Here is a 24,661-nt window from a genome sequence, read left to right on the forward strand (position 1 = left end):
TATATCGGCTCAGAAACTACCGTTGAGCATTGCCTCACTCATTCGGATTAATTCGCGCCTATGCAATCAAGCCAATCTACCTCGCCCGGATTAACTTGGATGCCGCCGGAAAATATCGAAAGAGGCTTAACGAATATTCCTAACAAAAAGTTAAAAAGCCTTCACGGCTTCAGTCCGCTGCCATGAGCGGACAGCCCAAATCCTTATCAGGGGAAGGCCTCCACAATGAAAAGAGTCACAGTCATCGGGTTCGCGCTGCTCGCCAGCACGTCTCTCAGCTCCGCCAATGAATCTTTCATCGCTCAGATTGGCGAACGAAATGCCGCCATTGTCGGGCAGCAGAACGGCGGCAATAAGCAAGTGAGCTTGCAGAACGGCCGCGGCAACCGGGCGTTCACCGCTCAGAACCGGACGGGCTCGGCCGAGAACGGCTCTCTGTCGGTCCAGAGCGGCGCCAGAAACGAAGCGGCGATCAGCCAGCTCGGCAGCAGGAACAGCCAGGGCACGGTCCAGCGCGGTTACCGCAACGCGGCAGCCACCGTTCAAAGCAACACGGGCACTAACGGAAACACATCCTTCACGGCCCAGTCCGGCGCGGGCAACCGCTCCTTCGCCGCGCAGGCCTCCGGCGGCAACAACCAGGTGACGACGCAGGACGGCTACCGCAACCAGGCGGTCACCGTGCAGACCGGCGGCGACCAGTCGAACGGCTCGGCCACGGTCCAGGCCGGCGTGCAGAACCATTCGGGTGCATTGCAGATCGCGAACGCAGGCGCCGAGAACGTGCAGAGCACCCTGCAGATGGGCTTCGGCAACGTGGCCGGCACGGTCCAGTCCGGCGGCTCTGAGAACACCTCCGCCACGATCCAGCTCGGCGCAGGCAACGTCTCGGTCGCAACCCAAAGCGGCTCCGCCGAAGGTGTCAACGGGCAGGCCACCATTCAGGCCGGCGCTCTCAACCTCGCCGCGACCGCTCAGGACGCAGCCGGTTCGAACCAGTCCGTCACGATGCAGTCGGGCATTAAGAACGCCTCGATCGCGGGCCAGAGCGGCTCCGCGAATGCGCAGGCAACCGGTCAGTTCGGCTTCGGCAACAATGCCGTGACCGCTCAGGTCGGCTCCGCTGGCTACACGAACGACTCAACGACGATCCAGATCGGCGCGTCCAACGAGTCCTTCGCGGGCCAGACGAGCACCGCCGGCGCAACCAACACGCAGAACACCCTGCAGATTGGCGCTGGAAACCTCGCCACCACGGGCCAGGCGGGTGCTTCGACCAACGGCTCCTCCACCGTGCAGATCGGCGGTCGTAACGCCTCTCTTGCCCTGCAGACGGGCGAAGCTACTGGAGACAATGCCCAGACCACGCTGCAGATCGGCAAGGGCAACTTCGCAAGCACGATCCAGACCGCTGGCGCTGAGCGCACCAATGAGTCCGGCATCGTTCAGCTCGGCAATGGCAATGCTGCGGCGAGCCTCCAGACCGGTGGCAACAACCAGCAGGGCACGCTGCAGGTCGGCGTCGGCAACTTCGCCGCAACCGCGCAGCAGGTCGCGACGGGCGGTGGCACCAACGATGCACGCACCGCGCAGTTCGGCGCTGGCAACGTGAGCGCAGCCATCCAGGCCAACGCAATCAACGGCGGCCTCAACGACTCGACGACCCTGCAGGTCGGCATTGGCAACATCGCCAGCGTCAGCCAGAGCAGCAGCGGATCCGTCGCGAGCGGCCCTGTTGAAGGTCGTGATTGGCTTCGGCGTCGTACGGAAACGACCACGCACGAGACAAATGGCGGTGGAAACAATCAGTTTATGATCCAAGCTGGCATCGCGAACGCAGCCCATGTCGGACAGGTCAGCGGCGGGAATGGCGGCGACAATGTCTCGACCACGGCTCAGTTCGGCGTCGGAAACAAGGCGACTGTGGCGCAGAGCAGCGAAGGTGAGGCAGGTTCAACGGTCACTACCTACCGCTTCCTCGGGGGAACCGATACTAACGTGACCCCTGGTGTCGATGGTGGCAATAACGGCCAGTCCACGGTCCAGCTCGGCTTCGAGAACGCCGCGTTCACCGCTCAGGACAACACGGCCTTCGGCGGCGACAACAGCAGCTTCACCGGTCAGTTCGGTGCAGGCAACAAGGCGACCACGCTCCAGTCCACGGGTGGTTCTCGTGTTCTCCTCGGCGACGCCGCCGGCGGCGATAACGGCTCCTCCACCCTGCAACTCGGTCTCCGCAACGAAGCTGTCACCCTCCAGGAAGCCAACGGCACGAGTGTTGTCGGCGGTCTTGGCGGCCTCTCGGCTGGCACCAACAGTGCCACGACGATCCAGGCTGGCGGCGGCAACAAGGCCGTGACGGCTCAGTCCAAGTCGCGGAGCCTCGGTGATCTCAGCGCCGACAACAACTCGTTCGTCGCTCAGATCGGCGTGGACAACGGCGCCTTCGTGGCCCAGGCCGGCGGCCTGAACACGCAGGGCACGCTCCAGATTGGTAAGGACAACTTCGCTGCAACCGCGCAGTCGAACGCTGAAACCTCGCTCGGTCTCAACACCGCCGTCACCGTGCAGGCCGGCCGTGGCAACAAGGCCCTGACGGCGCAGATCGCCAACCCGCTCTCGGGCGGAGCCAACACGATGCTGGTCGCCCAGCTCGGCGTGGACAACACCGCGATCACCGCTCAGAGCATCGAAGGCCTCGGCGCCAACACCTCGGTGGCCTTCCAGGTCGGACGCGACAACACGGTCGTGGCGGCGCAGTCGGCCTCGGCCGGCGCGAACACCGCGCTGGCCTTCCAGGCCGGCGTCGGCAACCAGGCCTTCATCAGCCAGTCGGCTACCTCGGCCGGGCTCACCAACACCTCGGTGTCGGCGCAGTTCGGTAAGGGCAACATCGCCGCGGTTGTCCAGCGCTAACCCGCTCCCGGGACGGCGGGCCTAAAGCCCGCCGTCTCTTTTCATCTCCGGAACGAAAGCGTTCCACGAGGCGGGCCATGTTTCTTCCCTTCGGTGCATTGAAACGACCGCTCCCGATCCGCTTCTCCATTATCGCCGCCGCTCTTCCCGCCCTCTGCTTCGCGCAAGATGCTCCAGCCTCGGCCACGGAGGATGGCATGGACGTGCAATGCCAGATCCGGACCGACGAAACTTCCGGCTTCGTTCGTCTCGACGCGGTTGCCGTCTCCAATGCCTCCATCACCGGCACGTATCAGCTGCAGGTCGTGAAGCGCGGCACGGGCGGTTCCAGCCAGAATTTGCAGAGCGGGCGCTTCGCTCTCGCGGCAGGACGACCGGAAGTCCTCTCCTCCGTGATCCTGGACGCCTCTGCCCATAACGCCTACGCGGCCCGACTCGATGTCGCGTGGGACAAAGGAACCCGCACATGCACAACTCCGTGAAAGCCGCCGCCATGAGGATCTCTGGATACGGTCGCCACGTCCGGTCGTTCCTTGTCGGGGCGCTTGCTTCTAGAGCATCGGACCCAAAAGTGGAATCCACTTTTGGGATCGATCCGATGCTCCCTTCTTGGAAAGAGCGCATCGTTCTGGCGAAAAACCGGGGCCACTTTTTCGCACGATGCACGAGAGCATCGGACCCAAAAGTGGATTTGCACTTTTGGGGTCGATCCGATGCTCACTCTTGGAAAGAGCGCATCGTTCTGGCCAAAAACCGGGTCCACTTTTTCGCACGATGCGCTATTGCGCTCAGCCTCGTCGCGGCGCCGTCAGCGATGGCAGAACCCGTCTTCATCAGCCAGGTCTCCGGAACGCTCCGTTCGGCCGAGAACATCGTCACCCCAACCATCCCCACCGCCACGACCGGTGCCGCGGTTCGTTCGGCCGCAATTGCCCACCCGGCCGCTCCGATGGCTTCCTCCGCCGCGCTCGGAGTTGGAGGCAACACTGCGCTGTCGATTCAGGCCGGTCTCAACAACGCCATTACGCAGCTTCAACTCGGCGCGCATAATCAATCCACCGTCGCTGTCCTGGGCGGGCGCGAGAACAATGTCGGCGTTCTGCAGGCGGGCAACGGGCTACGGTCGCAGGTCGCGCTCGTCAATACCCAAGGGCTGAATGTCGGCGTGCTGCAGCCCCAAAACTCCGCCCCCGTCAACGTCTTCATCGCGCGGCTCCCCAATGGAGCCCTGCTGATCAAGCGGTAATGCCCGCACGCCCACCGGTGACGCTCCCGGGAGAAACCCATACCGGGAGAAGTCCACGCGCCCTCCCCTCCCCTGAACCCAATCGGCATGCCATCAAAGATCGAATCCGGCGGCTTCCATTCGCGAGGATGATTGGCGGGAGATCAATAAAAGCTCTGAATGACGCAGGACGAACACAGGCTCCGCTCGAATGCGGCTCTGCTCCGGGTGCGCGGCGGACGCTTGTTCTCGGCGATGCTCACGGTGATCGTCGATGAACCGGACGATGCAGACGGGCTGGTGTTCCGCATGAGTTGCGCGAGCAGATCCGCCTCCCATCCACGTCGCGGCATAAGGCTGCGCCCGATCGAACCGGCAGGTCCCAGCCGCACAGTGCCCGCAGGAGCCCATTCCGCCACATCCTTTCCCGTGATAGCGCGGACGTAATGGATCGTCTCCATTGGAAGAGCACGACGACCCGCCAGCCAATCGCGCACGCGAGTGGGACCGGCATTGTATGCCGCAGCCGCGAGCCCCTGATTGCCGAACTGGGACCAAAGATCGCGCAGAAGTTCGGCTGATTTCGGCAGGGCTTCAATGGGATCGAAGGGGTCGCGCACGCCCCGCAAGGCCGCCGTTTCAGGCATGAACTGCGCTATCCCCTGAGCGCCTGCAGGACTGCGCGCGTGGCGGTCGAAGCTGCTCTCGCGCTGAATCAGGCGCAGGAAATAGGCCACGGGCAACAAATGCGCTTTTGCGGCTTCCTCTGCAACGCGCTCCAGTTCGGCGCGGCCGATTTCCGGTTTGGGGTTCACACCAAGAGGCTCGGCTGCCGCCCAAGGGGAGTTGACGAGAACGAGTGCCAACGCCGTCAGAAGGCGCAGGCGGCCGCACCATGAAAATGCTCGAGCGGCGGACCTGCTTCCCAGACCGCGATGCACATCGTGAGATTGGATCAAAGTCTTGAGATCCATTGGAGCAGCCGCACCTCTTCATTGCTTTCGTGGCTCAACCGTCACCGCATCGCGTTAACGCCCGCTTACTTTCGGCATGTCGGCGCTACGAATGGAAGAGGATGCTGCTTTCGCCTGAGGCTGGTGACCAGCCATATGAGGGTCGAACCGTGCAAAGATGAGAGAACATCACCCGGCACATTACGCAGCGGTTCCGAAGGCGGGCGAGACACGCTCATATACAAAACAGCAATGAGCCACCAAATGAAACGTTGATACACATAGTGTTTCTGACAAGTAGCGGCATGCATCTGCGACCACCGTGGATTTTAACCTAGAATGCGGTGCTTGGTTTACATCTATTCATTCTTTCGTAATTTGTCGCCAAACTAGGCCACTCTCCTTTACGATAATGAGATACAGAATGACCGAGGAAGAGATCGAAGCTGTTGCAGAGGAACTCGCAAAGATCGGAGGGATCGCCTGGTATCCAGGCCGGACAAATGGTCCCTTGCTCCGTCCAGTGGGAGAACGCTACAGAAGCCGTGCTCGCGCAGCGATCAGCGCGCTCGATCGGATACGTGCGATGCCCAAGGGGTCCGCAATCGAGCGAGGCTCCTCTTCCTCAGATGCAGCAGTCATCCAGCCTGAAGCGAACGAAACCGATGAGTTGTTCGTGGGCGCAATCGTCATGTACCGCCCGCCGGCAGACCAGCGAGCAGTTCCATGCCGGGTCGAAAAACTTGAAGGTGGCCGAGCCTACCTCGTTCCATGTCCGAAGCCGGATTTCGGCTGGATCTCCCTGGAAGATCTGCTACCGTCGCAGTAATGCTCTCACACTGTCAAAGAATTGGATGCGCTCCATCCTGTACTTTGAGGACAGAGCATTGTTGGGACTCCAACCGAGCCTACATTCCAGGCACGATGCGATAGCCGGAAACAGTTCATGCGATCAACTCAACCGTGCTGTGCCTCTCAGAACATTTCGAAGGTATCGTGATGCAGTCTTTGCAATCCCAGAATTCGAAGTTGCGCTGTTTCTTCCATCTCGTGAATGGCCAACAGGCAGTTCTGGACGAGATCGGCATCACGGTTTCCAACCTCGAAGATGCCAAGGCCGAAGCGTTGATGGCGATCAACGAGTTACGGCGGGAAAGCGAAGGGACGTCAAACGACGACTGGAAAGGCTGGATGCTCAATGTCGTGTGCCTGGAGGGCAACCTTCTCTATTCCTTGAATCTCGACAGCGACATGCGTGGGGATGGGTGATTGGACACGATGACCTCTCAAATCGCTAAAATGAGACTCCTCCGGGCTGCCCCGGAGCCAACAGTCGTTCCGACAGTTATTTTGTGCGAGAACTCAATCGTTCGTCTCGGTTTTGCCCACCTCCTATCGAATACCTGCTTTCAAGTCGTTGATGTCGAAGTCGCCAAGGATGTTCAGCCGCTTCCATTTGAGGATGCATCAACTGCCCTCATCATCGTGAGCGCAGGCTCCGATGTGTGCGAGGCCGCGAAGACAGTCGAGCAATTGCGGCGCGAGGCCTCCTCGGCGAAGGTTGTCGTCATTGCGGATTCGGTAGACGTAGCATCGATTACGCGCATGTACCGCGCCGGAGTGGATGGCCTGCTCCTGTCGACAACGCGACACGAGGCTCTGATCAAAGCGCTTGAAATGATCATGATGGGTGAGCGCCTCTTTCCATCGACTGCGCTCCTTGACGTCACACAGGAAATCGAACAGCAGCAGATGCGCCTCACCGATCGTCCGGAAGCCTCACAGGACGACAGTACGCCAGCCGTTCTGCGAGCTCTTTCGGAGCGAGAGAAGGAAGTTCTCTCCCGCTTGACGAAAGGCGCTCAGGACAAGGTCATTGCACGTGACCTGAACCTTGCCGAAGCAACGGTGAAAGTCTACGTCAAATCACTGCTGAAGAAACTCGGAGCTCAAAATCGCACTCAGGCTGCAGTGATTGCGAGTTCGTACATAGCATGAATATTGTTGGCATCAGGCTACGATGAGCCCTCGGGCCCGCGCCAACCTGGAATGAGAGGCAACTCTACAGGCCGATCACTGACGGCGCATTGTGCTGAAATCGCGTTCCATACGTTCCGCGAAGTGAGGCTATGCACCGGCACATCGTGCGGACCCGGTTTTGACGGACGGGCCCGTCGGGCCCGGTCAAGCGATGCGCTCACCTATGAAGGGAGCATCGTGCGAAAGAGTGGCTCCGGTTTTTCGCTCAAACGATGCGCTCTTCTATAGTGGGAGCATCGGAGAGAATCCCAAAAGTGGAATCCACTTTTGGGTTTGATGCTCTAGGACGGCGGATTGACGGGTTTGGCAGCTGCGATCGGCTCCAAAGCGTCTACCGGAATGACTGCCCTACCCTCTGTTTCAAGCGACCGGATGAATGCGTCGCCGGCTTTCTTATCCGCAAATGACCAGGAACCGTTCTGCACCCCTTCGAGGATCAGCGCATGAACGGCGAGTTGGATCGCTTCGCGAACCGCCAGCGTCGGCGGATGGTTGCGCGTAAAGCCGGACTCGATCTCAAGAAGCTTGTCGACAGCCACGAAGTGGAAGGCACCCCCGCTCACGGCAACGGAGTAGAGCGTCTTGGTGGTCGTCACGGAAGCGATCACACGACCCGTTTGGATACTGACGGCTCGCAGTGCAACCGTCACGATGTCATGCCGGTACTGCGTACCTCCGCCGATTCCAAGGTAACGAGCTCCGAGGCCTCCTGTCGTCTCATTGGAATCATAACCGACAATGCCGCCCTGCAAGGAAATCCCGGCAAAGCGAAGTGGAGGCAAACCCGGCGCCTGATCGCCGAGAGCTGCAGTTCGGGTATTCTGAATGATCTGACGTTCCTGCAGCAACGCCTGCAGTTCATTGCGCTCGACGACGTCGAACCACCTTCCGCCACCGGCCTTGGTGAGCACATCGATCAGAATGGCACTGCCGCCCTGCGTGACGGCGCGCGAGAACTCAGCGAAGTTTTCGCCGGGTTTGTTTTGCCCTGTCAGATCGGGGAAGCTGTAGACAGCCACGTCAAGCTTGCGGGCCGGAGGCGGCAGCTGATCGAGGACGACACCGGTTTTCGTCTCGGGGACCAACGTTGCGGGCTGGGACATCGGGTCTTGTACGCTTCCCGCCGAGACACAGCCTGCGAGACCCGCTGTCGCGAGCAGGCCAGCGGCCATTGCCGCCTGACGCAAGTACACTTTCATCCTCGTAACTTCCCCGCCGCTTCCGAATGGCTATCGGATTCTTGATCTTATGGATTGGCCGGGATGGTCGGTTGACCGCTGCCGCCGATAATGATGATTGGCGGCGTGTTCCCAACGCCACCCAGGTCAGGGAAATTGATCTCGGGTATCTGTTGCTCTTGACCCTTTGCGCCTTTCCCCTGGGCTTGAGCCTGCTGCATGAGCAAGGTACCGTTCAGCGGGTTTCCACCGAAATTCGGGTTCTGCGGCCGGTAAATCATCTCCGAAGCAAAAGCTCCTGACGAGGCGAGAACTCCGCCAATCGCGATCGCGTAGAATCCGAAATTCCTCATACTCCCCCCATACGCTACGCAAACGCCAGGTTTCCGGCTAGCGGCCGTCTCGTGCGCCCAGGCTTGAAAGCCATACCTTGATGCACACAGGAAAAGCCCGCTTTCGGCGTTCCCCTGCACAGGATCACCGATTCTAATTACGTAACGTAAATCCGAATAGCACAGCCAGAAAGGAGAATGTGTCTTAATTGTGCAACAGGCTAATGCAAATCTTCTTAGGATTGAGCTTTAAGAGGGAAATTTTCGGGTGGCATTCGCCATGCGTATCATCGGCGAACTCCGAGTTCCGGGACAATGGAAATCGCCAGATCTTGGGGGCGGTTCGCTGTCTTCCTGGTTATGCCCCGGTCTCCGCTGCAGCGGCGCACGACACGAATCCAACCTCTGGGCAAGCTCGCTTTCGATGAACTGGCCCGGTTGATCGAACCCGACCCCAGAGCGAAGAGACGCCACGACTTGCGGAGTGGTTTTGAGGGACCTCGAACGATTTTACTGCTTTATCACCTGCGCGGAACCCGATGCCTCTCAGATCCGAACGCATGTGGGTTATCGGCTCGCCCCGCCCCGGGCCGCAGCCGTCGCGCACTCAGGCGTCGTGGCGTTTTCCGGCGTGCAGCGGGTCGATCGGCCAGGCATCGGCACGGAGTCCGTCGCGTTCGGTTCCGGCGCTGTGGACGATTCCGGGCGGACCTTCAGCGTTGGGTCAAGCTGCTGGATATGAGTCTCTGAGCTGCGCGAAACGGGCCTCTCGGCCGCACAGGCGAGACTGGGCAACATTCCAGACAGGATAACGAGAGCGAGATGTCTGCGCATCGCCGGGATCCAAGATAGATTGCTAACTATCTCGCCAAAATGCGCTTTCCGCCACCAAAGGTCCAGAACGAAATCGCCTGGGCAGCAGGTTTCCCTTCCAGACATGCTGCCTGAAAGAGCCCGAGCCCCCTCAGCGCCTCTGAATGACGAAGGCAGAATTGCCGCGGCCATTCTGCAGGATCGAGGCTGTGCCGCCACCGCCGCTCTGCAGGATCGCCGCCTGATTGTTCACGCCATGCTGGACAATCTGCGCGACGCTTCCATCCTGGGAGAAACTGCCCGTAGGGTTTGACCCCGTCGTTGCAGTGGTTGGCACTATATCGATGCTTTCCCGAAACAGGCGAGTGGTGTCGATCTGCCTGATCGCCTCGCTCACGATGGGGGGCATCTGCTGGATCACGACCTCATTTGCCGCAACTCCGAAGCTGAAGGATATGCCAGCCACGACCAAAGTCGAACTCACGATTTTTTTTCGCATTGCCTTTATGCCTGCTCGTCGACCGCACTTGGTCTTACAAGGAGAAGTAAGCAATCGTTCAACGGATCAGTAAAGCGAAACCAAATCTTTACCTTAATTTGCGCCGCTCGATGCCCTGAACGAGAGCGCGCCGATCCTCGCCTCGTTGATTGATCGGCCGCCATTGGGATAGCGCTCCTGTCTGGCCAGGCCTTATGGTGGGAGCTGCTGCCACAGCGTCCTGCCCTGGATCGACACGCCCCTCGCATCCAGATGGATCGCGGGACAGATGCCGGTCAATCTTCGGATCGATCAGAGGGCCCTCGTTTCGAGGCCCAGGCTCCTCTGTTCAAAAGGAGCCCTGCCCCCCAAGCCTCTGAGCACTGCCTGTGGGCGCGTTGATCGGATAGACCTGGTGGTGGGGTGGGTCACACTTTTTGAGCCCTCGCTGTCGGTGGTTTCGGGCTCCCGCAACCAATCCTCAAAACACACCAAAACACACCAAAACACACCTTCCCCCCTCACCTGCAGAGAACCGGCTCGCACGAGACCGATGATCGTGGATGGAGCGCGGCGGCTAGCGCGTCGTGCGAAAAAGTGGACCCGGTTTTTCGCCAGAATGATGCGCTCATTTCAGGAAGGGAGCATCGGATCGATCCCAAAAGTGCAAATCCACTTTTCACGTACGATGCTCTAGTGTCCCTGCCCTTGCGGATTCAGCCGACGAAGCGCATGTCGGCTGAGGGAATTCTCGATCCTGCATGAGGCTCTGGACATGACGACGAAGGACAAGGACGCCGAAGGACCGCAATCCGCCGAGACTCAGGAACGGAGCATGGCCCAACCTGAGGCCCTGACGGAAACTGACCTGGAGAAGGTCACCGGCGGCAACGCGCACTTCGCGGGCGCCATGAACGGCATCCCCTTGGAAAGCCTGATCGGGCAGCCTCTGACGGAGGCGGCAGGCGGCTCCGGCAAGCCCAAACAATAGGCGCCACCCCTTCCACGAATAACGGGACGCGCCTTTCGCGCGACGCGCGAGGTGTTTGCATCGCGCGTTCGAGAGGATCGCGCAATAGGACAGGGCAAGGGCTTGCACAAATGTGAGGCAAGTCCATGGATCGTCTTTCATTGACACGCTCGGACACCCGGAATACTTTCCCTTACGTAATTTCACGGTGATCTTGGGGGGATCCATATGGACGAGAAGCAGGCGCCCGTCGCTCTGACGGAAGAGGAACTCGCGCAGATCACGGGCGGCGGCACCGTCAGCGGCGTAAGCGGCGCGACGACCATATCCTCCATCGACCTCACCAGCATGGACATCGAGACCGCCATGATGATGGTGCAGCAGCAGCGCGTCAGCCTTCTGGACACGCAGCTCAAGGATCAGATCGCGGAGGTCCAGGCCCGCAACACGCTGGTCGCGAGCCTCAACAACGATCTCTCGTCGCTGAACCAGTTCGCGGCCCTCTTCCCCAGCGACGCCAAGCCCGACGACAAGATTTCGGCCAGCACCCTGGTGCATGTCGGCGGCAAGGAGATGTCGCTGGGCGACGCCCTGACGAGCCTGAACCATGCCGGCGACGCCGCGCTGAAGATCGGCGAGATGCTTCAGGACGGCCAGATCAGCAAGGCGGAGATCGCTGAGTCCATCACGAATGCGAAGTCCCTGATCGACAGCGCCTCGAACAGCCAGCAGATGGACATGCTGCGCCTGCAGTCGATGTCGAGCAAGCGCAACGAAGCCTTCGACGTCATGACAAACTTCGTCAAGAAGATGCAGGAAAACCGCAGCAGCATCATCGGCAACATGCGCTGATGCTCCCACGATAGAACAGCGCATCGTTCCTGCGAGAAACTGGGTCCACTTTCTCGCACGATGCGCCAAGCCTCCCTGCAGGAGCCCCGTTCGGGCCCCGCGAGGCGACGGGCGGATGCAAGGTTTTAGCAGGTGACTCAGCTCTTTCGCCCGGCTGCCGTGGCATCCATGGCAGCCTCCCATGTTTACAAGGACGCCCTGAAGGTCATGCGCCCCCGAATGTGGGGCGCCGGCCTTTTTATCGTCACTCTCCTGGTCGCCGCCATCGTCTGGAGCGCCTTCTTCCGCGTGCCCGTCTCGGTCAACGGCCAGGGCATCCTGCTCGCCCCCGGCGGAATGATCGACGTCGTGGCCGATGCGGGCGGGCAGGTGCGCGCCCTCGACGTCGCTCCCGGCGATGCGGTCGAGCCCGATACGGTGGTTGCGCATATCAATCAGCCGGAACTCGACCTCAAGCTCTCCGTCGCCCGGAGCGAATTGCTCGATGCGGAGAAATTCCGCAGCGATCTGATCCTGTTCCAGCAACGGGACGCGAAGAACCGGCAGACGCGGCGCAGCGCCCGGGAAACGTCCCTGACCAACCGCGTCTCGGCCGTGAAGGAACGGCGCGACGCTCTGGTCGACCAGAGAGCCGGCCTCTATCGCCTCGTGGAGAACGGCACCGTCGTTCGCGAGCGCCTGATGTCCATCGATCAGGACATCCTGATCATGAACAGCCAGATCGCCGAAGCCGAGGATGAGCGCGTCGCCATGGCGTCCGAGGCGGCCATCAAGGAAACGGAGGACGAGCGCGCCCGCCTCGAGGCGGATCGCCGGGTCACCGAGGCGAGGAGAAGCGTCGCGACCATCGAGCAGCAATTGGCCCGGATGGGCGCCGTCCGCTCGCCCTTCGCGGGACGCGTGGTCGAGACCAAGGTCAATGTCGGCCAGGTCGTCCAGCCCGGAACGGCCATGGTGGCCCTGGAGCGCAAGCCCGAGCGCACGGCCTCGAAACTTCCTTTCGTGGTCGCCTATGTGTCGGCGAGCGACGGCAAGAAGATCCGGAAGGGGATGGCGGTCGAAGTCTCGCCCGCGACCACCCGGCGGGAGGAGCACGGCTTCGTGATCGGCCATGTCGCTCAGGTCAGCGAGGTACCGGCGAGCAGCGCTGGAATGATGCGCACGCTGCAGAACGACAGGCTGGTCCAAACCTTCCTGCACGATCTCGGCGCGCCATTCGAGGTGACCATCCTGCTCGACAGCGATCCTCGGAACGAGGATAAGCCTCTCTGGTCCTCGCAGCTCGGCACCTCCCCTCCCGTCGATAGCGGCACGCTCGCCCAGGTGCGCGTCACCGTCCGGTCAACCTCCCTGCTCGCCATGGCCATTCCGGCCCTGCAATATGTCGACGCGGACGCGGCCGGCCCGGGAGGCGAATGAACGATGCCTTCCCGTTTCCTTCGAAAGCGGACACCGACGGTTCTCCAGGTCGAGGCGGCCGAATGCGGAGCCGCCGCGCTCGGGATCGTTCTGGGCCATTTCGGCCGCTGGGTGACCCTCGAGGAATTGCGCCTCGCCTGCAACGTCTCGCGTGACGGCAGTTCGGCGAAAGCCATCGTGCGGGCGGCCCGCGCGATGGGCCTCGAGGTGGAGGCCAACCGGGCCGAGCCCCATCATCTGCGCACCATGCCTCTCCCGGTCATCGTGCATTGGGGAATGAACCACTTCCTCGTGGTCGAGGGATTCGGACGCGGAGAAGTCTATCTGAACGATCCCGCGCAGGGACCGCGCCAGGTCTCGGACGCGGAGTTCGATCGCAACTTCACCGGTATCGTGCTGAGCCTTCGACCGGGACCGGCCTTCGAACGAGACGGTCGGCCACCGTCGCTTTGGCGCGGTCTGGCGGATCGCCTGCAGGGCAGCCGGGACGCGTTCGCGTTCATTCTCCTGATGTCCCTCGCGCTGGTGATCCCGGGTCTTCTGGTTCCCGTTTTCACGCAGGTTTTCGTCGACCAGATCCTGGTGAACCAGTTCACGGACTGGCTGCTGCCGCTCGTCGCCGGCATGGGCATCTGCGGGCTTCTGACGGCGTTTCTCACCTTCCTGCAGCGGGAAGCCCTCCTGCGCCTCGAAACCCGGCTTGCGCTCGCCGGCGCGCTCCGCTTCGTGGAGCACATCGTCCGCTTGCCCCTGTCCTACTACGCGCAACGCCACCCGGGCGAGGTCGCGAGCCGCGTCATGCTGAACGATCGCGTGGCGCAGCTCGTCGCCGGCGAGGTGGGCTATGCCGCCTTCAATCTCCTGACCGCAACGGCCTATCTCGCCGCGATGCTGCTCTATGCCCCGGCGCTGTGTCTCATCGTCGTGGTCTGCGCTTCGATCAACCTCGCGCTTCTTGCCTGGTCGTCCCGCGCCCTCGCCGACGACAACCGCCGGCTTCTGGTGGCGACGACGGCACAGACCGGCTTTGCCAAGCAGGGCCTGCAGATGATCGAGTCCTATAAGGCGACGGGCATGGAAGACCTGTTTCGCGAGCGGCTCGTCGCCATGCATGCGCGGATGCAGAATCTGCGCCAGCGCCTCGCGGGGATGCAGCTGCGGCTCAATGCGGTGCCCGGTCTCACGGCGACGGTCACGGGCGGGCTCGTCCTGGTGATCGGCGGCGATCTGGTGATCAGGGGCGAAATGACCCTGGGCATGCTCATTGCCTTCCAGGCTCTGATGGCCGGGTTTCTCGCGCCCATGTCGCAACTGGTCCAGTTGGGCGCTCGCATCCAGGATGGACAGGCCTATCTGCGGATGCTGGACGATACGCTCCAGCATCCGCCGGCCCCCGAGTTCGAGTTCCGGGAGACGGCTCCTCCGAAAGCCTCCGGCCGCCTGATCGGAAAGGTCGAAATCCGCGACCTCAATTTCAGCTACAGCCCCAGCACGCCGCCGCTGATCCGCGATGTCAGCCTGGTGCTGGAACCGGGCGAGAAGCTCGGGATCGTCGGGCGTTCCGGCTCGGGCAAGTCGACCCTCGCAGGGCTCGTCGCCCGGATCCACACGCCGGTCTCCGGAGAGATCCTCGTCGACGGCGAGCCCCTCGCGTCGATCCCCCGCGAGCGGCTGCGCCAGTCGCTCGCCTATGTGGACCAGCGCGCTTCGATCTTCGAAGGCACGATGCGCGAGAACATCGGCCTCTGGGACCATAGCCTTCCGGACGAGCGGATCGTCGCCGCCGCCAAGACGGCCCTGATCCATGATGTGATCCTGAGCCGGCCGGGGGGCTATGGAGCGGCAGTTGCGGAAGGCGGAACCGACCTGTCCGGCGGCCAGCGCGCGCGTCTCGAAATCGCCCGCGCCCTCGTCCGCGACCCGCGGATCCTGATCCTCGACGAAGCGACCGCCGCGCTCGACGGCGAGACGGAAGCCCGGCTCCTGGCCAATCTGCGCGGCCTCGGCGCGACCGTCATCGTGATCGCTCACCGTTACTCCGCCATCCGTGACTGCGACCGGGTCATCGTCATGGAGGGCGGCATCGTCGTGCAGGACGGCAGGCCGCGGGATCTGCTGGCCGTGCCCGGCCCCTTCCAGGCCCTCATGCGCGAGGAATAGGCATGGACACGCTCGCGCACGAACGGGACGAAGAGCTGCCCTCCCTGATCCGGACGACCTCGATCCTCCTCGACACGCCCGGCACCTGCCATGCGGTCGTGGAAGGCGAGGTCGACCTTTACGCCGTGCGGCCCAACCACATGTCCGCACGTCATCCGCTCGGCCGCATCGGCCGGGGCGGCCTTCTGTTCGGCTCCGACCCCAGCCTGCTCGGAGACGAAACGCTGCTCGCCGTCCCGAGCGCCGACGCCCGGATCTACCGTCTTCCCGGCGAGGGCTGGCGGGCCGAAAAACCGCTCGAGGCCTTCGCGACCGGAGCCGCCGCCTGGCTCGCCGCCCTGGCTGCGGGCATCGGCCATGGCATCGAACCGAAGCCGCGCCTCGACGTCGCCTTCTCCGACGCGCTCCCCGCCCCGCTCCCCCTGCCTCCCAAGGCCGTGGTCGGATGCGGCAGCGGCGTCGTCTGGATCGACCTGCCCGAGGAAGGCGGTCTTCTGTTCGGGGTCGAACCCGTGCAGGGATTGATCCCCCTGCCCATGGGCGCATGGGTGACGCTCGACCAGGGCGGCGCGGTCACCGTCCTCTCCTGGTCGGGCGGTCTCGCGCGCGCTGATTGGTCGACGGCCCTCGACGCCTTCAACGCCGCCTCGACCGAGCTGCTTCCTGTGGTGCGCGGCTTTGCCGAAGCGGATGAGTTCAACCGCATCCAGAGCCGCGAGCAGGCCGAGGACCATGACCGACAGCAGACCGCCGAGCGTTTCGCCGAGATCCTGCACAACGCGGTTCCGCAGAAGCAGGAGACCATCGACCATGGCCTGATGGACGTGCTGCGCATCCTGGGAAAGGAGCTCGGCATCCGCATCCAGCGCCCGGCCAAGGCGCGCAGGGCCCAGATGGACCGCCTCTCCACCGCCGAGGAGATCTGCCGTGCGTCCGGCATCCTGCTGCAATCCGTTGCGCTGGACGAGGGATGGTGGCGCTTTGAGATGAAGCCGCTCCTGGCCCGACGCCGGAACGGCGACCCGGTCGCCCTGATCTGGCGTCGCGGCCGCTATGAGGAAGTGGATCGAACCGGAGCGCGCCGCGTCGTGTCGGGCAAGGTCGCGGACACGATCGAACCCCTCGCCCAGATGCCGTTCCTGCCGCATCCGGCAAAGATCGGCCTGATCGAGCTGCTCGTCGCAAGCCTGCGCAAGGGGGGACCTGACACCCTCGCTTTCCTGGCCGCGACCTTGACCGGCAGCCTGATCGGCCAGCTCCTGCCGATGATGACCACGCTCGTTTTCGGCATCCTTGTGCCGGCCGCCATGCAGGACAGCCTGGCTCAGATCGGCGTCGTCATCATGCTGGTCGGGGTCGCGGGCTTTCTGGTTCATATAGCGGGCGAGACGGCCCGCCAGCGGCTGATGACGCGCGGCGACGGCGCGATCTTCGACGCGACCTGGAGCAGGATCGTCGCCCTGCCTCTCGCGGAGCTGCGCAAACAGCCCAGCGCCATGACGGCCGCCCGGGTCGGCGCGAGCGTTTCCACCGTCGCGGGCCTGCGCCAGTTTCTCTATTCGACCGGCAGCACCCTCGGCATGGTCCTGTCGAGCCTCGCCACCATCGCCTGGAACAGCCCGCTGCTGGCGGCCCTGGCGGCCGGCCTGGTGACGGTGCACGTCGCGACCGGCCTCCTCGCGGGCTGGCTGCAGGCCCGCGCCTATCTCACGGGCGAGCAGCTGATGGGCGCGGCCGACAGCCACATGGTGCAGATGGTCAACGGCATCGTCAAACTGCGCAGCGGCGCCGCGGAGGAACGCGCAGTCCTTCGCTGGGCGGATCGCTTCGCGGCGATGCGGAACCGTCTCGTCAAGGCGCGGCGGGTGATGAACGTTTATGAAAGCTGGCTGGCCGCCTACCCGATCTTCGGCAGCGCCGCGCTGTTCTGGCTCATCCACACGCTCGCCGTCAGCAAGGACGGAAGTGCGAGCCTGCCCATCGCATCCGTGATTGCCGTCGTCACCGCCTTCACGATCATGTTCGCTTCGGTGGGGCAGTTCCTGCGCAGCATCCTGTCCGTCTGGATGCTCAAGCCCAGCTGGACCTTCGCGAAGCCGCTCCTGGAGACCCCTCCCGAGCGTCTGACGGGGCTTTCCGATCCCGGCTCCCTCACGGGCGAGATCGAGTTCTCGTCCGTCGGCTTCCGGTACGACGAGAACGCCAATGTCCTGAACGGCATTTCATTCCGCGCCGCGCCGGGCGAGGCGATCGCCATCGTGGGATCGTCGGGCAGCGGCAAGTCCACCCTCGTGCGGCTGCTGCTCGGGCTCGAGAAGCCGACATCAGGGGCGATCTATATCGACGGCCAGGATATCCGCTCGCTTCACCCGACCGCTCTTCGCCGCCAGATCGGCGCCGTTCTGCAGGACGAGAAGCTCCCGCCCGGCTCGATCATGGACATCGTCAGAGGAACCACCGACGCGGACCCGGACGCCATCTGGAGGGCCCTGAAGGCTGCCGCCATGGACGAGGATGTCGCCGCCATGCCGATGGGTATCCATACGGTCCTGCCGGATGCGAGCCGCACCCTCTCGGGCGGCCAGGTGCAGCGCCTCGCCCTGGCGCGGGCGTTCCTGCACAAGCCGCCGATCATGGTTCTCGACGAAGCGACGAGCGCTCTGGACAACGCCACCCAGGCCCGCGCCATGCAGACCGTGATGAGCATGCCGGCGACCCGGATCATCGTGGCTCATCGTCTGAGCACGATCCGCTATGCCAGCCGCATCATCGTGCTGCATGAAGGCCGCATCGTCGAAAGCGGCACCTACGCGGATCTGATGAAGCGCCGCGGGCGCTTCGCCGGCCTGGCGGAAGGCCTGGACGGCGGGCGCACCGCGCCTGCCGCCTGATGCCGCCGGAGGAGCATTTGGGGAAGCATCACGAGAGAGCGGCGGCGGCCGTACCGACGTCGTCGAAGATCTGAAAGATCGGTGTGAAGCCGCTGACGTCGAAGACCTCTTTCACCTGCGGCGCGAGACCGACGAGCGCCAGCCGGTTCCTGCCGGCCTTCGCGAGCTTCGCGGCCTTGAGCAGCACCCGCAATCCCGCCGAGCTGACATAGGCGACATCCTTGAGATCGACGACCAGGGCGGGCCTGCTCCGGGCGCGTTCGCTGAGGATCTCCTCCAGGTGACCGGACGTATTGCTGTCGAGCCGTCCGTTCGCGACGACGACGGCGACGTCGCCGATGGATTGTTCCTGAATGATCATCTCAAGCGCCTTTCGAACGAGCCGTATAGGTTTTCTGAAATCGAAGATGGTTGCGTCCCTGTGAGCGTTCATAAACGATATCGCTCATCATCGTGCGCAGGAAATGCACCCCGAGGCCGCCGATGGGGCGTTCCTCAACGCCGCTGTCGAGATCGGGCGGCGGCGCATGGAGAGGATTGAAGGGCCTGCCGTCGTCGATGATCTCGACGCGAACGGCTAAGGGGCCCGGCGCCATGCGCATCTCGACGACGCCCCCGCCCGGCTCGTCATGGCCGTGAGTGACGATGTTGGTGAAGATTTCCTCGATCACCAGGCAGAGCTGCGCGGCCTCCCGAGACGGGACGCCATGCGCCTCGCAGAAGGCCTCGATCGCGGCCACCATCTTGTCGAGATCGCCGAGATCGTTCGCCAGTTCGGTGACATGGGCTCCGTGACCCGTCGTTTCAGCCATGGCCGGCACCGCCCTGGTAGGTCCGGTGCGTCGAAAGGCCGAAGGCGACGAGAAGCCTGTTGGGATTGATGCCCAAGGCACCGCTCAAGTCGTTGATGTCCTGGTTCGGCCCGACGATTTCGACGCGCTGTCTCGGCCGGATCTCGGTGTCCGCAAGGCCCGTGACGTCGACACAGGTGGTCGTCATCGCGGCATCTCCGACGAAGGCCACGCGCCGATTGTTCACGAAGGCGCTGCAGCGATCCGTGAACGCCTCCGGCAGGCCGTCGGCATAGCCCAGGGCAATCGTCGCGATCCTGCGCGGCTCGTCGATCCTGTCGCCCCGATAGCCCAGGCTGCTTCCCGCCTGCAGCCCCTGCACGGACAGGACGGGAGCGTCGAGCGCGATCACGGGCTCGGAGTGGTATCCGGCGATGCGAGCGCTGTGCACGCCGTAAAGGGCGCTTCCCACCCGCGCCAGCCCGATATGCCAACGGGGCCCGGCATAGACGAAGGACGACGTGGCGATGCTCGGCAGCGCATCCGGAACCAAAGCCGAAAGCTCCTGGAACAAGGCGAGCTGGCTCCTGTTCCCGTCGCGGTCCGGCTCCGAGAAGCCGGCGAGATGGGACATCAGAACCGCCACGTCCAGCGATTCCAGCGCGGAGCCCGCCGCGATCTCCCGGAACGTGTCGGGCAGAACGCCCATGCGGCCGAGACCCGTATCGAGATTGATCGCGACGGACATTCCGGGCGCCGCCCGGGCGCTGAGCGCGATCTCCTCGGCCGTTCCCAAGGCGGGGACGAGGCGGGCTTCGACGAAATCCTGCGGCCGCCGGCCGGCGAGCCCTTGAAGCACGAAGACGCGAGCCCCGGCCACGACCTGCCGGACGCTCAGACCTTCCTCGAAGGTTTCCACCCAGAAGATCCTGCATCCGGCCGCCGCCAGGGACCGGACGACGGGCACGAGGCCCAACCCATAGGCGTCTCGCTTCACGACGGCGGACGCTGCTCCCTGCGAGAGTGCGCCGCGGACGGCTGCGAAGTTGCGGCCGATCGCATCCAGATCCACGGTGAGGCGCGCCCGTGCGGCCGGCTCCTCCACCGGCGGATGCAGGCGCTCGACGGCTTGCGCCTCCTTCAGCCTCAACATGCCATGAACTCCAGCAGAACGCTTTCGCCCGAGCGGCGGTACCGGATACCGCGCCATCCCGCTCGGAGAAGATCGGCCTGCCCGGCGACATCGGACGCGTCGACCTCCCTGCATCCCCCAGCCTGGTCCGAGCGGACCTCGTCCAGGACCAGCGTGTATCGAAGCCTGCCGCCGTAGCGCTCGCCGAGCGCGGCGATCATGAGCCCGGCCCGCATCAGGCTCATCCAGCTCGGGCAATTCTGCGGAGCGGCGGTCGCGAAGAAGCGTTCGATTCCCGTTCTTCTCCCGAAGGCCAGCCGCTCGCGGCTCAAGGCCTGCTGCAAACCTCTTCCGCGATAGTCCGGATCGACGGCGCTTCCGCACAATTTGGCGGTCGGGCGAGCGGCGGCATAACCGAGAAGCGCGCAAAGATCGTCCTCCGGCTCCAGGCGCGTCTGGATCAGCGCGTAGGCGATCAGCCTCTCCTCATGGAACACGCCGAGACCGAGACCATTGCCGTCGAGGATGTCCGCGAAGAAATCCGGCGTCTCGCGCCTCACCCAGTCAGCGCTGTCGAGCGTGCCGACCGCGACGTGATGGAGAGCGCACACGGCCTCCACATGACGCCCGTCGAGCGTGCCCCAGCTCAAGGCCTCGTCCAAGCCTGCGCGTTCCAGGGCGAGCATCAGATGACTTCCGCGTAGTTGAGCATGGCGAGCGGCGGATAGAACGCGAGCTTCTTGGCCACCTCCATGTTGATGATGAGCGAAAAGCGCTTGAGCGTTTCGGCCGGGATCGTCGCCGGATCCCGGCCTTTGAGGATCTCGATCGATTTGGACGCGGCGAGCTGACCGACCGAATAGTAGCGGCTGATCAGGCCGACGAGGGCGCCGCCCTCGCGGACCGCCAGCTCCGCGGCTCCGAAGGTCGGCAACCCGGCCGCCAGGGCCGCGGGGGACACCCGGTCGTAGATCGTTCCGAGGAACGTATCCGGCAGATAATAGAGCCAGTCGGCCCCCTCGCGGCGAATGTCTGCGACGAGTTCTTCCACGCCGTCGGCCAGCGGCGCGCCTTGCGCGTTTTCGGCGAAGGTGCGCTCGACGAGGCGGAACTCCATCGGTCCCGCGAGGCGGCGAAGCTCGTCGACGATGGCGACGGAATTCTGCTCGCTCCTGCTGTAGAGCACGCCCAGCGTCCTGAACGGCCGGTAGGATTTCATGGCCCGAAGCTGCTTCTCGGGCGGCACAACGTGAATGGCGCCCGTCACGCGGCGGCCCGGCCTTTCGAGTGACGGGATGATGCCTGCCGCGACCGGCGCCGCGACGAGCGCGAAGACCACGGGACTATCGACGATGTGCCGGGCCGGATCGGCCGCATCGAAGCGGCCCGCGACGCCGAGGGTGACGGGCGTCCCCCAGGTATAGACGAGGTCCGGCTTCAGCGCGCGGATCTCCTCGACCAGGGCGGGCAGCTTCCGGACATCCCTGTCGATGTCCCGTGTCGTGAAGAGGGCGTCCACGTTGTTGGCCGCGAAGTAATCGCGATAGCCGCGCTCGACCTCGGTCTCACCCCGGAACGTGATCATGTAGATGCGCGGCCGGGCCGTGGCGTCGGCCGCCCTGCCCGCGCCCGCACCGAGAGCGAGCGTGCCCGTCGCGCCCAGGCCCAGTGCGGCGATCATGTCCCGGCGGTTCAACATCTCAAATCCTGACAGAACTTTCGACCGAGACCGAACGGTGCCTCGTGCCCATGTGAACGAAAAGAAACAGGACGGCACCGGCCGCCACGATGCCGCCCAGCGTGAGCAGCGCCGCCTCGAAACCGAACCGCGCGAGCAGGAGGCCCGCCACGACGGGCCCCAGGGCGCTCCCCACGCGCTCCACCAGCCTGTAGAGCCCGAAGGCGGAATCCTCCGCGCCGATGCGGGACGCCAATTCGCCGACGAGGCCCGCCTGCGGGGTGATCGACATCGCCTGAGCGACACCGAACTGCAGCAGGATCACGAACAGGATCCAGTTCCCGGCGGGCAGCAGGATGTAGAGGCAGGCAAGCCCCGTCAGCAGGGCGCCGCCCAGCACGAACGGCATCCGCATGTCGAGCTGTTTCGACAGATGGGAGAAGACCGGAACGAGCAGCACGGTCGCCATGGGATAGACGATCTGCGCCCGCCCGATTTCCACGGCGGACGCGCCGTGAGCGGCCATCTGCATCGGAACGAGATAGAAGCACAGCGCGAAGAGAATGAGTTTCGCCGGCAGGGCGCAGCCCAGCAGAAGGACGCCGAAGGCGGGCGAGCGGCTCAATCCGGTCCAGAGGGACGACGCCTTCGCGGGATGCGAGACCATCGCGTCCATCGCGGCCCGCTTCAGGGGAATGATCGTCCAGCCGATCGCGAGGCTCAAGAGCGCTAAGCCGCTGATGACGAGATAGGTCGGCGACGGCCCTATCTGCTCGGCCAGCATTCCGCCGACGGCCGGGCCGCAGAGGCCCGCGACCATGATGGCTCCGACCATGATGGCGAGACCGCGCATGCGGCTTTTGCCCCTGCTGGTATCGATGACATGTCCCTGCGCGGCCACGAAAACCAGTGCGAAGCCGATCGCCGACAGGCCATGGCCGGTCAGAAACACGAGGAAACCGGTCGACACCGAGCAGATCAGATATCCGGCCGCCGCGACGCTCGCTCCGAGACGGAACGACAAGCCCCTTCCCCACCGCGCGGTCTGTACGGCGAGCGGCAGTTGCAGCGCCGCCACGATCCCCATGTAGAGAGCCATCGCGACGCCGACCGCCATCGTCGGAGACAGAGGGATGAGATCGGACGCGAGCGCGCCGACATAGCCCGGCATGAAGGGGCGTGTCATTTCAAGCGCGAACATGAAGAGGAAGAGCGGCGCGCGGATGCTCTCGGCGGACGTCGCCGAACCGTCCTGCGTCTCGAAGATCTTCGTGTCCGCCGCCAGAGAAGCGAGTTCGGCGCGGGCGGCGGCGTCTCCGACATCGTCGGCCCGGGCAACGAGCCGTTCGTGCCGCGCTCTCGCCCGCTCGATCCCGCGGTCGAGAGATCCCGCGGCTTGCGCCAGCGCCGAAGCGTCGGACATCATGGGGCGACGGCTGAAATCGCCGATGCGCAGCGCCCTGATGCGGCTCTCCACGCCATCGAGAGTGGAAACGAGGCGGACGCCGAACAGAAGCACCAGCAATTCGAGCGCGATCAGGACCGAGATCAGCAGCACGACGGCAAGATCGCTCCACAGTCCGTGCAGGATGCGCCGGGCATAGCCGGGATCGCCGGTCACCTCGATCCGGGCAACCTCCTTGCCGTCGAACCGCACGGGCGCCGCCACCGCGCGCCCGCCTGCGACCGCCCTGCCCTCGCTGATCATGGGCTTGCCCGCCCCGGCCGGGAACAGTGCAATTTGCGCGAACTCGCCATTGGCTTCGAGGACCGTCCTGAAACTCCCGTCCACGCCGACCAACCCGCTCAGCGGCACCCCGAGCGCGAGAGCGCGCTCCACCTGAGCCGCGAGAGACCGGCCCACGGTTTCGGCCTTCTGATCGATCTCCGGTACCAGGAGCTGACGGCTCGCCGTGAAGGCCGCATAGGATACGGCGCCAAGACCGAGCGTCAGAACCGCCACGAGCAGCACGGCGAGACGCAGGCGGAAATTCGCGCCGAACCGGGACCCGTCGAAGCCCGCCGCCCTCCTCATCCCGCATGCCCCAGGCGCGCTTCGATGCGATCGTGAGCCTGGCGAAGAGCGCTCCACGCCGGGCTCTCATCGAGCTGCCCTGCGGGATTTGCCGCAAGCCGCTGCATGGGCCTCAGAAGGACGAGCACTCCCATGGCCGACAGCGCGGTCGCGCATAACGCGACGGCAAGCGCGGCAAGACAGATCGTCCACGCCAAATCTGACAGCGCCGCCCCGATGGGGCCGGAGGCATAGACCGCCTCGACCCTGGCAGTCACCTCTCCCAGATCGTTCATGACGGGGACGGAGACGACCAATTGCCCTTCGCTCTCGCTCAGATCTTCGCTCCGGAACAGGACGCTCCGGTCGGGCAGGCGGACGAAGAAGCCGAGCAGCAGAGGCACGCCCTTGGATTCGCGCGCAAGCAGACTCGGAACAGCCGCCTGTTCGGTCACGGCGATCCCCATCGACTGGCTGGTCTCCATCGCGGCGGCGACCTGTTCCGCGAGCATGCGCATGCGCGCCGCGATGCCGTCGAGATATGTGGTGCGTGCGGCCGCATAACTCATGTAGGCGCCGAGCCCGAGGCAAAGCGTTACAATGATACATATCGTTGCAAGTATGCGCCCCGAGAACTGCAACATTGTCGTTTTTGTCCGCAATATTTTAAAAGCGATTTCCGCAAGCGGATGCAGGAATATTTTAATATAGAATAAATCGACCCTTGCAAGAACCCTGGCAAGAACCCTTGCATGAGTTCGCAGATCTGCTGAATCGGCCATCGAAAACTCGACGCCTCATCCACACGGTCCTGTTCGG

22 protein-coding genes are annotated in these 24,661 nt (G+C 63.8%); 11 read left to right on the forward strand and 11 right to left on the reverse strand.

The window, feature by feature from the left end; all coding sequences use genetic code 11:
* Positions 1 to 225 precede the first annotated feature (225 nt).
* From AB8841_RS22170 to AB8841_RS22180, 3 genes are all read left to right on the forward strand, one after another.
* Positions 226 to 2,916: a beta strand repeat-containing protein gene (locus AB8841_RS22170; protein WP_370437946.1), complete on the forward strand. Its 2,691-nt coding sequence runs from the start codon at positions 226 to 228 to the stop codon at positions 2,914 to 2,916.
* 77 nt (positions 2,917 to 2,993) lie between these two features.
* Positions 2,994 to 3,398 carry a curli-like amyloid fiber formation chaperone CsgH gene (csgH, locus tag AB8841_RS22175; RefSeq protein WP_370437947.1) on the forward strand — a complete coding sequence of 135 codons (405 nt, stop codon included), beginning with the start codon at positions 2,994 to 2,996 and terminating at the stop codon, positions 3,396 to 3,398.
* A gap of 332 nt (positions 3,399 to 3,730) precedes the next feature.
* A complete protein-coding gene (locus tag AB8841_RS22180) occupies positions 3,731 to 4,162 on the forward strand; it encodes a hypothetical protein (RefSeq protein WP_370437948.1) in 432 nt (143 codons plus the stop codon).
* A gap of 143 nt (positions 4,163 to 4,305) precedes the next feature.
* Here the strand turns inward: AB8841_RS22180 and AB8841_RS22185 are convergent, their stop codons facing one another.
* On the reverse strand, positions 4,306 to 4,956 hold the full coding sequence (locus AB8841_RS22185; RefSeq protein ID WP_370437949.1) for a lytic transglycosylase domain-containing protein: 651 nt from the start codon (positions 4,954 to 4,956) through the stop codon (positions 4,306 to 4,308).
* A gap of 562 nt (positions 4,957 to 5,518) precedes the next feature.
* Here AB8841_RS22185 and AB8841_RS22190 point away from each other — a divergent pair.
* From AB8841_RS22190 to AB8841_RS22200, 3 genes are all read left to right on the forward strand, one after another.
* On the forward strand, positions 5,519 to 5,923 hold the full coding sequence (locus AB8841_RS22190; protein WP_370437950.1) for a hypothetical protein: 405 nt from the start codon (positions 5,519 to 5,521) through the stop codon (positions 5,921 to 5,923).
* A 134-nt stretch (positions 5,924 to 6,057) separates the two neighbouring features.
* Positions 6,058 to 6,363, forward strand: a complete 306-nt coding sequence (locus AB8841_RS22195) for a hypothetical protein (protein WP_370437951.1) — start codon at positions 6,058 to 6,060, stop codon at positions 6,361 to 6,363.
* Between the two features lie 9 nt (positions 6,364 to 6,372).
* Entirely contained in the window at positions 6,373 to 7,092 is a 720-nt protein-coding gene (locus AB8841_RS22200) for a LuxR C-terminal-related transcriptional regulator (RefSeq protein WP_370439343.1), read from the forward strand.
* 323 nt (positions 7,093 to 7,415) lie between these two features.
* On the opposite strand, the gene AB8841_RS22205 is transcribed toward AB8841_RS22200, so the two are convergent.
* The 3 genes from AB8841_RS22205 to AB8841_RS22215 all read right to left on the reverse strand — a co-directional run bounded on the left by AB8841_RS22205 (position 7,416) and on the right by AB8841_RS22215 (position 9,941).
* A complete protein-coding gene (locus AB8841_RS22205) occupies positions 7,416 to 8,333 on the reverse strand; it encodes a CsgG/HfaB family protein (protein ID WP_370437952.1) in 918 nt (305 codons plus the stop codon).
* A 47-nt stretch (positions 8,334 to 8,380) separates the two neighbouring features.
* A complete protein-coding gene (locus tag AB8841_RS22210; protein ID WP_370437953.1) occupies positions 8,381 to 8,665 on the reverse strand; it encodes a curli assembly protein CsgF in 285 nt (94 codons plus the stop codon).
* 943 nt (positions 8,666 to 9,608) lie between these two features.
* Positions 9,609 to 9,941, reverse strand: coding sequence for a hypothetical protein (locus tag AB8841_RS22215; protein ID WP_370437954.1), 333 nt, complete (start codon positions 9,939 to 9,941; stop codon positions 9,609 to 9,611).
* 769 nt (positions 9,942 to 10,710) lie between these two features.
* Between AB8841_RS22215 and AB8841_RS22220 the strand changes: the two genes are divergently transcribed.
* The 5 genes from AB8841_RS22220 to AB8841_RS22240 all read left to right on the forward strand — a co-directional run bounded on the left by AB8841_RS22220 (position 10,711) and on the right by AB8841_RS22240 (position 18,227).
* A complete protein-coding gene (locus AB8841_RS22220) occupies positions 10,711 to 10,926 on the forward strand; it encodes a hypothetical protein (RefSeq protein WP_370437955.1) in 216 nt (71 codons plus the stop codon).
* A 207-nt stretch (positions 10,927 to 11,133) separates the two neighbouring features.
* Positions 11,134 to 11,757, forward strand: coding sequence for a hypothetical protein (locus AB8841_RS22225; protein ID WP_370437956.1), 624 nt, complete (start codon positions 11,134 to 11,136; stop codon positions 11,755 to 11,757).
* Between the two features lie 132 nt (positions 11,758 to 11,889).
* Positions 11,890 to 13,176, forward strand: a complete 1,287-nt coding sequence (locus AB8841_RS22230; RefSeq protein WP_370437957.1) for an NHLP bacteriocin system secretion protein — start codon at positions 11,890 to 11,892, stop codon at positions 13,174 to 13,176.
* Positions 13,177 to 13,179: 3 nt separating this feature from the next.
* Positions 13,180 to 15,336 carry an NHLP family bacteriocin export ABC transporter peptidase/permease/ATPase subunit gene (locus AB8841_RS22235; RefSeq protein WP_370437958.1) on the forward strand — a complete coding sequence of 719 codons (2,157 nt, stop codon included), beginning with the start codon at positions 13,180 to 13,182 and terminating at the stop codon, positions 15,334 to 15,336.
* A 2-nt stretch (positions 15,337 to 15,338) separates the two neighbouring features.
* Entirely contained in the window at positions 15,339 to 18,227 is a 2,889-nt protein-coding gene (locus tag AB8841_RS22240; RefSeq protein WP_370437959.1) for an ATP-binding cassette domain-containing protein, read from the forward strand.
* 28 nt (positions 18,228 to 18,255) lie between these two features.
* Here the strand turns inward: AB8841_RS22240 and AB8841_RS22245 are convergent, their stop codons facing one another.
* The 7 genes from AB8841_RS22245 to AB8841_RS22275 are packed head-to-tail and all read right to left on the reverse strand — an operon-like array spanning position 18,256 to position 24,624.
* Entirely contained in the window at positions 18,256 to 18,588 is a 333-nt protein-coding gene (locus tag AB8841_RS22245; protein WP_370437960.1) for an STAS domain-containing protein, read from the reverse strand.
* Between the two features lies 1 nt (position 18,589).
* Positions 18,590 to 19,039 (reverse strand): ATP-binding protein, encoded by a 450-nt coding sequence (locus AB8841_RS22250; RefSeq protein ID WP_370437961.1) that lies wholly within the window; start codon positions 19,037 to 19,039, stop codon positions 18,590 to 18,592.
* A complete protein-coding gene (locus AB8841_RS22255) occupies positions 19,032 to 20,171 on the reverse strand; it encodes an alanine racemase (protein ID WP_370437962.1) in 1,140 nt (379 codons plus the stop codon). The genes AB8841_RS22250 and AB8841_RS22255 overlap by 8 nt, the downstream gene beginning before the upstream one ends.
* Positions 20,165 to 20,836, reverse strand: a complete 672-nt coding sequence (locus AB8841_RS22260) for a GNAT family N-acetyltransferase (protein ID WP_370437963.1) — start codon at positions 20,834 to 20,836, stop codon at positions 20,165 to 20,167. The genes AB8841_RS22255 and AB8841_RS22260 overlap by 7 nt, the downstream gene beginning before the upstream one ends.
* A complete protein-coding gene (locus AB8841_RS22265) occupies positions 20,836 to 21,849 on the reverse strand; it encodes an ABC transporter substrate-binding protein (protein WP_370437964.1) in 1,014 nt (337 codons plus the stop codon). Before AB8841_RS22265 ends, AB8841_RS22260 begins: the two co-directional genes overlap by 1 nt.
* 1 nt (position 21,850) lies before the next feature.
* The gene (locus tag AB8841_RS22270; protein WP_370437965.1) at positions 21,851 to 23,863 is read right to left on the reverse strand and encodes an MFS transporter; all 2,013 of its coding nucleotides are present in this window, start codon (positions 23,861 to 23,863) and stop codon (positions 21,851 to 21,853) included.
* On the reverse strand, positions 23,860 to 24,624 hold the full coding sequence (locus AB8841_RS22275; RefSeq protein ID WP_370437966.1) for a hypothetical protein: 765 nt from the start codon (positions 24,622 to 24,624) through the stop codon (positions 23,860 to 23,862). The genes AB8841_RS22270 and AB8841_RS22275 overlap by 4 nt, the downstream gene beginning before the upstream one ends.
* Positions 24,625 to 24,661 lie beyond the last annotated feature (37 nt).

The organism is Microvirga sp. TS319, assembly GCF_041276405.1.
Lineage (GTDB): Bacteria > Pseudomonadota > Alphaproteobacteria > Rhizobiales > Beijerinckiaceae > Microvirga.